This window comes from Rhizobium esperanzae, assembly GCF_002204185.1.
GTDB classification, from domain to species: domain Bacteria; phylum Pseudomonadota; class Alphaproteobacteria; order Rhizobiales; family Rhizobiaceae; genus Rhizobium; species Rhizobium esperanzae.
Map to the genome: position 1 here is coordinate 1 of NZ_MXPU01000043.1, position 12,653 is coordinate 12,653.

10 protein-coding genes are annotated in these 12,653 nt (G+C 56.1%); 4 read left to right on the plus strand and 6 right to left on the minus strand.

Annotated features, from left to right (window positions below; all coding sequences use genetic code 11):
- The 5 genes from B5E41_RS30420 to B5E41_RS30440 all read right to left on the minus strand — a co-directional run.
- Positions 1 to 226, minus strand: a 226-nt coding sequence (locus tag B5E41_RS30420; RefSeq protein WP_141098854.1) for a transposase, incomplete at its 3' end; no start/stop codon positions are given.
- Between the two features lie 217 nt (positions 227 to 443).
- Positions 444 to 1,511, minus strand: a complete 1,068-nt coding sequence (locus B5E41_RS30425; protein WP_088397276.1) for a hypothetical protein — start codon at positions 1,509 to 1,511, stop codon at positions 444 to 446.
- Between the two features lie 177 nt (positions 1,512 to 1,688).
- A complete protein-coding gene (locus B5E41_RS30430) occupies positions 1,689 to 2,297 on the minus strand; it encodes a DUF2026 family protein (RefSeq protein WP_088397277.1) in 609 nt (202 codons plus the stop codon).
- A gap of 67 nt (positions 2,298 to 2,364) precedes the next feature.
- Entirely contained in the window at positions 2,365 to 3,243 is an 879-nt protein-coding gene (locus B5E41_RS30435) for a hypothetical protein (RefSeq protein ID WP_088397278.1), read from the minus strand.
- Positions 3,243 to 4,874 carry an AAA family ATPase gene (locus B5E41_RS30440; RefSeq protein ID WP_088397279.1) on the minus strand — a complete coding sequence of 544 codons (1,632 nt, stop codon included), beginning with the start codon at positions 4,872 to 4,874 and terminating at the stop codon, positions 3,243 to 3,245. Before B5E41_RS30440 ends, B5E41_RS30435 begins: the two co-directional genes overlap by 1 nt.
- 274 nt (positions 4,875 to 5,148) lie before the next feature.
- Between B5E41_RS30440 and B5E41_RS30445 the strand changes: the two genes are divergently transcribed.
- The 4 genes from B5E41_RS30445 to B5E41_RS30460 all read left to right on the plus strand — a co-directional run bounded on the left by B5E41_RS30445 (position 5,149) and on the right by B5E41_RS30460 (position 12,386).
- Positions 5,149 to 8,448, plus strand: a complete 3,300-nt coding sequence (locus B5E41_RS30445; RefSeq protein ID WP_088397280.1) for a DEAD/DEAH box helicase — start codon at positions 5,149 to 5,151, stop codon at positions 8,446 to 8,448.
- 95 nt (positions 8,449 to 8,543) lie between these two features.
- Positions 8,544 to 8,858: a VpaChn25_0724 family phage protein gene (locus tag B5E41_RS30450; RefSeq protein WP_088397281.1), complete on the plus strand. Its 315-nt coding sequence runs from the start codon at positions 8,544 to 8,546 to the stop codon at positions 8,856 to 8,858.
- A gap of 331 nt (positions 8,859 to 9,189) precedes the next feature.
- Positions 9,190 to 11,340: an McrB family protein gene (locus B5E41_RS30455; RefSeq protein ID WP_245303191.1), complete on the plus strand. Its 2,151-nt coding sequence runs from the start codon at positions 9,190 to 9,192 to the stop codon at positions 11,338 to 11,340.
- Between the two features lie 5 nt (positions 11,341 to 11,345).
- Positions 11,346 to 12,386, plus strand: a complete 1,041-nt coding sequence (locus B5E41_RS30460) for an McrC family protein (RefSeq protein WP_245303192.1) — start codon at positions 11,346 to 11,348, stop codon at positions 12,384 to 12,386.
- Here the strand turns inward: B5E41_RS30460 and B5E41_RS30465 are convergent.
- Positions 12,370 to 12,653, minus strand: a 284-nt coding sequence (locus tag B5E41_RS30465) for a transposase domain-containing protein (RefSeq protein WP_141098855.1), incomplete at its 5' end; no start/stop codon positions are given. The two genes, B5E41_RS30460 and B5E41_RS30465, sit on opposite strands and share 17 nt — an antisense overlap.

Sequence of the window (12,653 nt, forward strand, 5' to 3'; positions counted from 1 at the left end):
GAACGACCTCCTCCTCGGCGGCCGTCGCCGTCAGTGCCCCTTGGGACGCCAGCTTGCGCCAGGCGAACAACTGGTTCGGCTGGATGCCATGCCGACGCGCGACGATGCTCACCGTCGCGTCCGCCTCATAGGTTTCGTGGATGATCGCGAGCTTCTCTGCCGTGCTCCAACGCCGCCGACGTTCCGGCCCGGCGAGGACTTCCATCTTAAAATTGCTGCTAGTCATATTACCAACATTCCTCCTACCCACTTAGCTAAGTGGCGGAGCATGTCCGGGCCTTTCGGGGGCTAATTCACCCCGCTCGATGTAGAGCGGCTACTTCGTCGTCACTAAGATGGCTTTCACTCATGTCCGGAATTCTGCTCCCATTAGTGTCTTTCGCGACCGTTAGGCGCGAGCGCCTACGACTTCGGGCTCCGGGAGCACATCTCTCCCGTCTGCATCAGACATCAGACGGATTGGGGTCTACTATGTTTGCAGCAAGATAGTCGATCATTTCGGACGACTGTGTGCCTTTGCGGAAACGCTTCTGCTCCTCGAAATCAAGGGACGGTAGCATATTCGTCATTTGGCCGACCCTGTAGAGTTGCTCGACATCGTCGGGGTTTAGTCCGCCAGCATTCAATTCAGACTTGTTGCTTGCCATCTCCAGTGCTGCGCCGATCATCACGTCGGCAATCTGCACAGCAGGGCTTGCTTTTGAGTCCACCTGAGTGACTTCCCGGAGCTTTAGAGGGAATTTCATTGTGGAGATTTCCGTTGGTCGGAACTCGATATCACGGTCATGGTCGATGAAACGCCGGATCAGAGGATGATATGTCAGCAGGTTCTTGGATTGATCGTGCTCAATACGATAGGGCTCGGTCGTCATCATTTCGAGCCGCGTGATCATGGAATGAAGAACAACCATCGCTGCGTCTGTGTTGACATCTGGATTAGCGATCGCCTCCCAACATTCTGGAGATGCATATTTGGCGAGCGGACCTAAAAGCTCGGGGTATTCCTGCCAGCGCAAATTCCGGGCAGCAGAGATCAACCGGATCCTAGCTGCGGGACTTTTCGCCTTCACGGCCAGCTGGAATGCCAGCAACAATTCATCGAATTCGGCTTCACCGAGTAGCGTAGGCCCTGTGAGGTAAAGAAGTGATGCTGCAGCATAGTTTCTGCCATCGGCGTAAAGGTCAAATTCTCGCTCATAGTAATACGGCTCAACGCCGTAATCGACGAAGAACAAGGTCAGAAGGTAGCGCTTGTCCACGATCGATGTTGTGCAGTCGAAGTGTGCATGGATGTCACGCAGGAGGCCGAGCAAACGTGCATGATTTGCGGGCCTTCGAGAAAGAGCCCGATACTTAAGCTCTGAGGCTCGCAGCGTTGGAAAATGCTCCTTTATGAGTCTTACAGCTTCATCATTATCGATGGCAACTGCAGACGCGCCTTGAAAGCGCTGATCGGCGTTGAGCAAATCAAACCCCGTATAGCCCCCCTCATCAATGCGAAAACACTTCATTCCTAAGCCCTATACGATGATCCGGCTACCTTTTCGCCCGATATCCGGTTTGAACAGGACGTCGAAGGACAGAGGATGGCTTCCTCTCTATCTCCTAAGTTCCTTGTTTGCCGAGACAATCGGTAGCCACGCGACAGTTGAGGAGTGGGGTTGTAGGCTCTCATCTCATCAACAGGCTTACCACGAACCAGCGAGAGGGTTGCCAATCAAGGGTACTGGTTTGAGGTTCCCTTTTTGATCTCCCACCGAAATCGAGGGAAGCATCTGCTTGGGAGATCGACGAAACCACTTCACCGCGATGCTGGCGAGGTCACCGATCATCGGCAGATTCTGCCAATCCGCGAACCGGCCGGCTGTCGCTTCAGGCTCCGATTGGTGAAAGAAGGAGTCCGAATGGTTGAGATCATTGATCGACGACGCCATTGCCGAAATGGGTCGTTGGAACATTTTTGACGGCACGCCAAGCGGACTGGCCGTCTCTGAAAAAGCAGGGGCCATGAAATCGATCGCCCAGCCGTCGGCCTCGGTCCAGCAATGGAAGTTTTCGCCGGCGCCGGTGACATAACCGTCGTCGCGGTGATCGGCAAAAAGGAGCATCGATCCATCAAGATTGTAGGCGGCGAGACCGCCTTTGGGCGTCGCTTGTATCTTGTAATGATGCTCAAGGATAAACGCACCGAAGGTGCTGAAGTACATACAGGCATATGCGGGATTGCCGCCTTCGTTGACAACGAGGCTGTTAATGACCCGGTAGATCCTATGATAGTCCGTTTGTTTGATCAGCATGGTAAGGGTGCTTTCAGCGCTCGTTTGGGCTAGGCGTTAGGTCTTCAGGGGCGAGCTTCCAGCTCGTCTATGTCGCCACGGCAATCACCGGGTCATCGACGCTGCGACCGGCTGCTGACAGTCTCGGGAACAGCCAGGCTATGACCGCAGGATCGAGCAAGCCCTGTGCGAACATCGACTCCCAATTGTTGAGAGAATCCTGAGCATAGTCCCGCGCATCTCGATGCTCGCAGATGGCTGCGATCAATTCAGCTTGGTTGGTGGGGATAAAATTCAGGGACCCGACGATCTTTCGCGGCGCGCGCACGAACTTGACCCACTGTTTTCCCAGCCAGTTCAGCACGCCAGTCCGCTTGATCACATTGTCCAGGTGGTATTCGATCGCGGGCCTGTCCGGGTGCGTGAGGGCAACCAGGATTTCGAGGTCTACGATCACGGTTGCATCCATGCCGGAAAACTTCGCTGCGTACAGACGTTCGTCCATGCATGCATCATAGTATGGATGGAGGATGCGCGCTCCCACGGCATGGCCCCTATAGTTCTGGCCACGCTTCAGGTTGCAATCACATGCCGGGACCAGATTCTTGGAGAAGATCGCAAATGCCGGGTGATCTTCCTTTGGCAGAACGTGATCCAGCGTGTGTGCGTGCAAGGAGCCACACATCGAACATGGTAATGCGAGATTGTCCTCGCGGATGTCATCGATGGGGTGGTGGCTGGTGGGCAAATCTTTGTAGTGTTTGCGCAGCCATTTATCCAATGGATCCGGGATCGGGACCTGCACGACCGCCTGCGCGTTCCCCGAGACGCTGTCATACTGCACGTAGCCGGTCTTCAGGGCTTGCCGGAATGCCTGTAAGCCCGGATAACTTCCAAGCCTGTGGTTGTCGACGAGAGCATCGACGCCTTCGATGTCATCGAAAATCGGAAAAGAGATTTTGCGCATTAGCCGATCTTTGCCCGAAGTTCGTTCAGGAATTCCAGCGACAACTCATTGCCGTAGTTTTCGAGGACCTCATCCCAGGTCATCCCCGATGACTGGATGTTTCTCTCCAACTCCCGCGCGAGATATGAAGGTTCGTCATCTCCAAAAACGAAGTAGGAAATTTCTCCGACGTCTGCACCGAACGTTGCAAGGCGCGGTCTCTGGACTTCAATGCGTCCATCGGCGTCAGCCCTCAGGATCGAGATCTGCTCCCTGAAAACCTCTCGGAGAAAATAGGCAGAGTGCGTCGCGATGATGGCTGCGGACCCGGTCTGCGCCAGGAGGCTGTCCAGGATTGAAACGAAGCGCGCTATAAAGTTCGGGTGCAGATGGGTCTCGGGCTCGTCGAATAGTAGGAGAGAGCTATTGTCGATTTCCAAGCTCACATAGGCCGCAAACTTGAGAAAAGAGATTTCGCCGCTACTCAGGCGAAGCGCGTTGCCATCGGAGAAACGAACCGGATCCCGCCGGGTGTTAAGCGACGCAAAACGTCTGAGTTTTTCCTGTTCACCGCCCTGGTTCAATGAGCTCAATGGAATGATGCCGTCGTTTGTCCAGACCCAGATGGACTTCGGGTCCCCCAGCGCTTCAAGTGCTTTGAGGAAAATCTGCCATCGGCTGCGATCCTTGATGGCCTGGTTCGACCGGGCGACGCTGACGATCGCGCTGATCAGACCGCCGGCTTTTCGAGTCGGGGTGGATCGCGCCAGGGCATAACGTGAATAGCGAACATATTGCCGGCGTCGCGCCGTGCCCGGAAAGATAGAGAGCGCCTCTTTCGTTGGGGCAAACGCCAGCATTCGATTGAACTGAGCCCGCTCCCCCGTTTGTGGATCAATCAGGCCGCCGCCTTTTATGGCCCGCTTCGCAATAGTGCTGAGCGCTTGACTTTTCCCAACACCATTTTTCCCGATGATGATCGCCATCCGCTTTGGCAAGAAGCCGGTATGGTCGAAGTTGAATCTGAGCTCGTGCTCGTTTTCAAAAGCCGTAAGTTTGAACGACACGGCGATCGTCGGCGACATTCGACCGATTTCCTCATGGCCGAGACCTCGCAGGATCGGTCCTGCGTTCTTGTAGGCAAAAAAAGCTTCTGCGGTACGCGTTAAGGAATACTGGAAAACCGCAGTGTTCGGCGCGTCGCGCACAATCGGAGAGTTTGCGGAAAACTCACCGAGAGCGACGAGATCGCAGGTTTTCAGCAGGATTTCGCGAGCACCAGCGACGTCTGCATCGGCAACGAGCCCGCGATAGGCATCGAGGCCGGGCAGTAGCGTGAAGAATTTCGGAAAGTCGTCCCCGGGGACCACTGCCTTGTCTGGAGCCGCACTCTTGATGAGATCAGCGCCGTTCACCTCGTCATTGGAGTTTTGGAGAAAGCCGATCATGCCAGAAAATTCGGCAGTCAGGCGAGCGGAGTCCCGACGAACGAAAACATTGATCCGCGTCTTGAAGCGGAAATCGTCGAAACTGTCTCCTGACGGGGTGATCAGAATAGTATTGTTCTCGATCGATCGGGCGTCGGACGGCGTCTGCGAGGAGAAAAACAGCTTGAACTGTTCTGTCGGAGTGTCGGAAGGCGAGGCCGTCATATCGTTTCCATGTCATTTTCGCGGAATCCACTGATTGCTCGCGTGGCACGCATGATACGTATTTTGGTCGTGCAAGCAAACTAGCCTCGCCCGATGGTAGCAGCCTTGTGCACAGGGCTCGGGGTGAGTAATGCAATCGTTCCGTTCGAATTCTCTTGTGGAACAGGCGGCTTGCAATAGTTCGCCTCACTTTCCCGGCGTTGCAGCGGCTGAGGAGCTGTACTACCATTGAGGGTACAGTAAAGGGTCCGCATTTCTTTTGCCTGGAGGCGACGTGGATACGCTTTTCAAAGAAGATCTCGAAATTTCGCTTCCGCCGCAATTCTCGATGGCTGGTAAAATCCACGGTGCCTCTGTCCGGAGACTTTGCCATCCCGGCCTCAAGTTGATCGCCTCTGCGAACGAGTTCACTGAAAAGCGAGTTCGGGGACTGTTTCTCCGCACTCCCGATGGACGGCGCGAGGTGGCAGTGATCCCTCGCAAGACCGATGTGGATCTGCCCAGCGACGAGATACTTCGCCATCCGGCAGCTTTGAGCCTGGCGGGGTTCCGAAGAGATCCGACCCCAGGTGTCTGGATCAGACCCGCCGCCGCCGATGCCAGCAGCATCCCGTTCGAGCAACTCGAAGCCGGGTGCGCGGAGATACGCGCATCTTGGCGAGGGGCATTCACCTTTGCCGAAGAGCGCATAGTTGGCGATATCGTTGTCCAGCGCGGTCTCAGGAAGCCCCAAATAGGGGCGGTACATGCTGCCCTCGGCCATTGGACTGCTTCTTCCGCCCCAGCGACCATCGTCATGCCAACCGGAACTGGCAAGACCGAGACGATGCTAGCGCTGATGGTCGTCGCCGAGGTCGAGCGGCTTCTTGTCGTCGTGCCGAGCGATGCCTTGCGGACGCAGATCTCGGAGAAGTTCCTGAGCCTCGGGGTTCTCAAGGACAGCGGTTGTCTCGCTGATGACGCGAAATTACCCGTCGTTGCGACCCTCGAAGAAATCCCCAAGTCGGTTGAGGAGGTCGACGAAATCTTCAGACGGGTCAACGTCGTCGTCACGACGATGGACGCGGTCGCCAAGGCAGGCGGGGAAGTCCAGATGAGGATGGTGGAGCTTGTCAGCCACCTTTTCGTCGACGAAGCGCACCATATCGCCGCCAAGACGTGGCGGGAATTCAGGGCGCAATTCGCTAACCGCATCGTCCTGCAGTTCACTGCGACGCCGTACCGGACCGACGGGCGACGCGTCGATGGCAAGTTCATCTACAACTACCCGCTTGCCATGGCTTATGCCGAGGGGCACTTCAAGAAAATCCACTTCAAGCCGATTTACGGTCTCGACCGGGACGACGCCGACCAGCGGATCATCCAGGCCGTCAAGGCTGCACTGGTCCAAGACGAAGCAGAGGGCCACGTCCATCTTGCGATGGCGCGTTGTCGGATAATCGATACCGCCGTCAAGCTGCATCGCATGTATTCCCAGCTTCTGCCGGAGTACAATCCCGTCATCGTTTACAGCAGCCTCTCTTCTAAGGCGAAGCTGGAGGCTCTCCGGAAGCTGAGGTCTGGAGAGAGCAGGATCGTGGTGTGCGTAGACATGTTGGGCGAGGGCTTCGACCTTCCTGAACTCAAGATCGCGGCACTGCACGACAAGCATCAGAGCGAAGCAATTACCGTTCAGTTCGTCGGGCGATTCACCAGAACGCGTAAAGACCTCGGCGACGCGACGGTGATCGCCAACGTCGTGGCCGCCGGCATGCGGGACAGTCTTCAGGCACTCTATAATGAAGACGCCGACTGGAACCATCTGCTCGAAGGCCTCGGAACCCGTAACACCGCCCGCGAAGAGCGGCGGCAGGAAGTGTTCGAGGGTTTCGATCAGCCGCCGACGGATTTTCCACTAGATCAGGTGACACCTCGCCTCGGCGCGGTCGTATACGAGACCACTTGCGAACGATGGGATCCAAACAGGATCGTCGATGCCTATGGGCCCGGTTCCATTATCGAAGGTCCGTCGATCAACTACGCCGAACGGCTCGCGGTCTGGGTTTTGAAAACCGAAGAGAAGCTCAAATGGACGTCGATGAGGCAGCCCGTAAATACCGCGTATCATCTGTACGCATGCCATTGGGACGACGAACGTCAGCTTCTCTATGTCAGTAGTTCAAACCTGAGCGACCTTCACGCCCGTCTGGCCGAAAAGATCGCCGGGGCTGACGCGAAACGAATTCGCGGCGACGATGTGTTCAGGGTGCTCGACGGTTACAAGCGTTTGATCCTAAGCCATCTAGGCCTTTCGGAGGCCGTCCGAAAGCCGATCAGGTATTCCCAGTTCATGGGCAGCGACATAGCTCCACAGCTTACCGACGACCCCGCCAATCGCGGCCGGATGAAGACGAACATCTTTGGCCAGGGTTACACGGCGAGCGGCAAGTCGACGATCGGGTGTTCCACGAAGGGAAAAATCTGGTCATACGAGTCCGTCCATGGGTTCGCAGGCTGGATGGAGTGGTGCAAGGTCATCGGTTCGAAGCTGCAGGACTCATCAATCCAACCCGACGGTATTTTGCGACGGCTGGTCCAGCCCACCAAGCTGCCTTCGATGCCCAACAAACACGCTGTAGCGATCAATTGGCCCGAGGCGGTCCTGCATATCGATGATGACCGGGTCGATTTGGTTTTCGGCGACGTCTCGGTTCCGTTCTACGATTGCGAGATCCGCATCCTATCCCAGATTCCCGGCACCGAGATCGTAATGAGGGTCGGAGGAGATGACAGCTTCGTCGATGTTGCGATGACCATAGACGATTCCGGTGCGCACTATCGGCCGACGGCCGTGAGCGGCGTCCGCATCGGTAAGAAAACAACGGATTTGGTCACATGGTTCAAGGACGATCCTCCGCATATCTACTTCGCGGATGGAAATATGCTTTTAGCGTCCGAGTTGCTCAAGCTACCCGACGACCACGCTCCGCCGTTTGATCCCGACCGCCTGGTCGTCCGGGACTGGTCGGGCGTCAATATCAAGAAGGAGTCACAGGGCAGATATAAGGACGCGACCAGCATTCAGCGCCGCGTCATCGACGAACTGCTGCAGAACGGTGGGTTCGATGTCGTATTCGATGATGACGGCTCTGGCGAATCCGCAGACGTCGTAGCCATCAAGAAAGAGGGTGACGTCATCACGGTGGCGATGTTCCATTGCAAGTATTCGAGCGCTCCTACCCCGTCCGCCAGGGTCGATGACCTCTACGAGGTATGTGGCCAAACACAAAAGGCGATCCGCTGGAGGGAACGGCCGGATCTTCTGTTCGCCCGGTTAAGAAAACGCGAGACGGCGATACAGAAGAAGTTTGGGCTTTCAAGGTTGGAGAAGGGCAGCGTTATCGACCTGATCCAATGGCATAACCGCTGGAGCGAGTTCGACTATCGTTTTGAGATGACCGCGGTCCAGCCTGGGTACTCGAAATCGGAGTCGATCCGACAGCAGGATAAAGGGCAGCTGGAGATTCTCGCCGCAACACAATCGCTGCTTATGGACACGTGGGCCATACCATTCACGTTCCAATGCAGTCCTTAAATTGGAGATTTTAAACCTGCAGGAAATTGGAACGCGTCGGTCCTTGAGAGTGCTAGATATCGACGGTCCAGCTTCCGCTTCGATAGGAAATTTGAATGGCCGGTAATGAAGAAGACGTCTTCCGCAAAGCTAAGTCTGAATATCAAGCTCTGCAGATTTTGCAGGTGCTAATGCTCCGTGAAGCATGTGGTCGCTCTAATGACAGTATTTTGGGGGTGTGCTTGGACAAATGCGGTATGTACGGAACCCCAGAAGAAATTCGGGCGGTCATAAGTTTTCTTGAGCGATCTGGCTTAGTACGCACAGACAAGGTCGAGGAGTACGTGATCGTCGCGATCACAGACTCGGGCGAACGAGTTGCTGAGGGTAAGCAAATCGTTGATGGAGTGGCGCGCCCTACGCGAAAATAGTGGAGTTGATCGTGATATTTCATCGAGCCCGGTCGTGAGAGGCGCAAGACCGGTTGTCTCATATGGATACATGATTTCGGTAATGCCGAGACTACGGGTTTTAGGTTCGTATCTATTCAAGGCGACGGGAAAATCCTCTCTTGAAATTCTGTCGTAGGGCCCTTGGTCGCCGCAGTAAGTTCGCTGACAACTTTTTCCGATAAGGAACAGCCATCGGTGGGATTGATCAGCAGCGGTCAACTATCCTGCACAAAATTTCTGATTGCGAAAAATATGCCTCTCTCGGTATCCAGGGTAGATCGCCCAAATAGTCGGGCGCGCTGTGGGGCATATGACGAGATACAGTCCGTTTCATCCGAACTCTGAGGCGACGCTAAAGGCCGCCGCCGTATGGTTCGACCGCTGCCTGCGGGTAGATGGCTCACTTTTCGGCGAAGAGCCACTTTGGACAACGGAGGCTCTGTCCGAAGCAGATCGCTGCTTCAATGGTCGGCCGGATGGAAGCAAGGACAGCTTTCATGTCAAGCTCGAACGCCAGTTTCATGATGCGTCGCCGGCCACCTGCAAGCTTCTGGCAGAGATGCTTTGGATACTAAACCTTTTTCCCACGAACATGGGGCCGGATGCCAAGCGGCGGCCAATCTTGACCGCATGGGGATGGTCAGGAGAGACCCTTTCGGGCACTCTCGCCGATGAGTTGATGGCCGACGACATTTTGCGTGGCCTTGGTTCAGCTGGTCCCGGATTCATGAACCATAAGCCACGAGAGCTTCGGTTCTTGATCAAATCCATGATCGGACTGAAAGCCATGAGCGCGTCAGAGCGCGATTCTATCCTGGGCGACCCCTGGGCGTTCGCGGAGTGGATTAACGGAGTGCCGGACGAAGGATATCGGCAATTGCGGCACATCCTGCCGCATCTTATGTTTCCAGACGAGTTTGAACGCATTGCGAGCCCTGGGCACGTCCGGAAGATCCTTTCAGAACTCGGCGGTGTTGACCGTCAGGCTCTTCGACGCATGTCGAAGGTGGAGCAGGACCGCGAGCTGTTGACTGTTCGGCACAACCTCGAGCGGGAGCGCGGTGGTCCGATTGATTTCTATCAGCAGGAGATCAAGGAAAAGTGGCTGAAGGAGCAGGAGATCGAGGAGTCCGCAGCGAGCGAGGCTTTGGCGGCCGATGCACCCGCTTCCGCTAGCAAAGTCGCCGCTCCGCTCAATCAGATTCTCTACGGCCCACCTGGTACGGGAAAGACCTATCGTGTCGTCGATCGAGCCCTGGCGATCCTTGATCCTGAGTTCGCTGCAAAGCGGGAGAGCGATCGCGACGCACTGAAAGAGCGTTTCGATGATCTCGTTACCGAGGGGCTTATTCGCTTCGTGACCTTCCACCAGAGCTTCAGCTATGAAGAGTTTGTCGAGGGATTGCGAGCCGAGACGACTCCCGACGGAGCGATCCGCTACCACGTACAGGACGGTATCTTCAAAGCACTCTGTCAGCCGTCAGCCGATCAGGCCCGTATCCCTGTCGGTGAGCGCTTCTCCAGTGGCTACGTTGTCACGAGGTCAACACCAGAGATCCTCTGGCTCGAAAAGCCGAACGGTTCGAGCTTACCGCTTCCATGGGAACTTCTCGATGAACTCGCGGGTTTGGTTCGCCAGGGCCGCATCTCAATCGCAGATATTCGCGACAAGCTCGTCTTCGATCGGGTACCCGACAGCCGTCTCGAGAAGTTCCTTGTGAATGGCTATAACAACATTATCCCGCTAATCGTCGAGCGGCTGATCGCGAGCGAAGCCAGGCCCGAAGATCATGAACGCAAGAAGGTACTGATCATCGACGAGATCAACCGAGGCAACATCTCCAAGATCCTTGGCGAACTCATCACGTTGATAGAACCATCGAAGCGGCTTGGCGCTGACGAAGCACTGACGACGATGCTGCCCTATTCCAAAACTCCCTTCGGAGTTCCGGTCGGGGTACATATTATCGGCACGATGAACACAGCAGATCGCTCTTTGGCCTCGATCGACATGGCATTGCGCCGGCGCTTCGTGTTCGAGGAAATCGAGCCACAACCTGAAACCTTGGACGAGATCGAGCTCGCTGGAGTTAACATAGGCGCCTTACTGAGTGTGATGAACGCTCGCATTGAGGCACTGCTCGACCGGGAACACAGACTTGGCCACGCCTACTTCCTGCATCTTGAAGCCGCGGACGATGTTGGCCAACTGAAACAGCTCTTTTCCCGGCGTATTCTGCCCCTTTTGAAGGAGTATTTCTTTGACGATTGGCAGCGTATCCGCCTCGTCTTGAATGATCACCGAAAAGTGGATCCGGCGGACCGGTTCATCGTCGAGAGTGCTGATGGCTCCGTCTCTCTGTTTGGGGCGGGCGAGATTTCCGTGCCAACAAACAAAGTCTGGCGGTTAAACGCCGAGGCCCTCAACAGACCGTCGGCCTATCAGCAAATCATCGGTTAGTTGGCATGTTGACCGTCAGGGAGTTTGCCAGGCTTACGATCGATGAGGCGGCCGGGTCGATTGACCTGGCGACTGTTCCCGCGAGCGCATTCGAATGGCTCGCGCGTCACGGGCGCGATCGGGGAGGGGCGCCATCGCTTGTGAAGCTCGAGGGGCCGCGAACCCTTAAGCTTCGCAACTATGTCGGCGTGGTGGAGACACCGTGCGGAACTCGAATTGAAATCCTGCCAAAGCACATCGGTTCATCGGAGGGGGTGGCGCAGGCCCGCCGCCTGCTTTTCAATATGGTCTCCGAAGCGCTGAATCTCACGCCAAGAATCGGAGGCGGGGCCACGATCGAGGCCTTTGATCTCCCGATGACGGAGTGGTTGGCCGCTAGTTTCCTGGCTAAGGCACTTGATCTGGCCCGGCGCGGCCCGCGCCAGGCATATCGATCCATCGAGGCGAGAGAGCCCTTTTTGAGAGGCAGGCTCGATTTCAACCGGCAGCTTCGCGCCGCAGCAGGCGGCGCGCATATGTTTCACGTCACGCACGATGTCTATTCGCTGGACAGGCCGGAGAACCGTCTCATTCGTTCGGCCATTGAACACATCGCGCGACGATCGATGACGAGCGATAACTGGCGTCTGGCGCGCGAGCTCTCCATCCTGTTCGCCGACGTTCCGGAAAGCCGGAACATTGACGCGGACCTTAAGTTTTGGGGACGAGACCGCCATTTGGCTGACTATGCGGATATCAGGCCGCTATGCGAGCTTCTACTGACACATCGGCTGCCATTCGCGCTTGCCGGAGATTATCACGGGATGAGCATGCTGTTTCCGATGGAGCGGCTGTTTGAGCGCTACGTGCTGGGCTCATTGCGAATGATTGCGCCTGAGCATTTCGAGATCCACCCCCAGCACGGCGCCATGCACCTTTGCTCACAGGAAGGAGAGGATTGGTTTCAGATGAAACCGGATATCCTCGTCAGGCGTGGTGACCAACGATGGATTATCGACGCGAAATGGAAACGGCTCGTAAGCGCTGTTTTCAGGCCACGGCTTTGAGTTCGTGCTTTGCGGCATAGGCCCAAGGCAGCAGGTCGTCGATCTGGTTATTTGGATGCCCGTTGACGATCTTGGTGAGGACGTCTGAGAGATAGGCCAGTGGCTCGACATTGTTAAGCTTGGCAGTCTCGATGAGCGAGGCGATGGTCGCCCAGTGTTCGGCCCCGGCGTCCGACCCTGCGAAGAGTGCATTCTTCCGATTGAGGGCAATTGGCCTGATTGACCGTTCGACGACGTTGGAGTCGATCTCGATCCGGCCATCGTCGA

Excerpts from the sequence above, each read along its gene's own strand:
- B5E41_RS30460 (WP_245303192.1), top strand. The coding sequence starts at position 11,346 with ATGTTGACCGTCAGGGAGTTTGCCAGGCTTACGATCGATGAGGCGGCC.
- B5E41_RS30440 (WP_088397279.1), bottom strand. The coding sequence starts at position 4,874 with ATGACGGCCTCGCCTTCCGACACTCCGACAGAACAGTTCAAGCTGTTT.
- B5E41_RS30435 (WP_088397278.1), bottom strand. The coding sequence starts at position 3,243 with ATGCGCAAAATCTCTTTTCCGATTTTCGATGACATCGAAGGCGTCGAT.
- B5E41_RS30425 (WP_088397276.1), bottom strand. The coding sequence starts at position 1,511 with ATGAAGTGTTTTCGCATTGATGAGGGGGGCTATACGGGGTTTGATTTG.
- B5E41_RS30430 (WP_088397277.1), bottom strand. The coding sequence starts at position 2,297 with ATGCTGATCAAACAAACGGACTATCATAGGATCTACCGGGTCATTAAC.
- B5E41_RS30455 (WP_245303191.1), top strand. The coding sequence starts at position 9,190 with ATGACGAGATACAGTCCGTTTCATCCGAACTCTGAGGCGACGCTAAAG.
- B5E41_RS30450 (WP_088397281.1), top strand. The coding sequence starts at position 8,544 with ATGGCCGGTAATGAAGAAGACGTCTTCCGCAAAGCTAAGTCTGAATAT.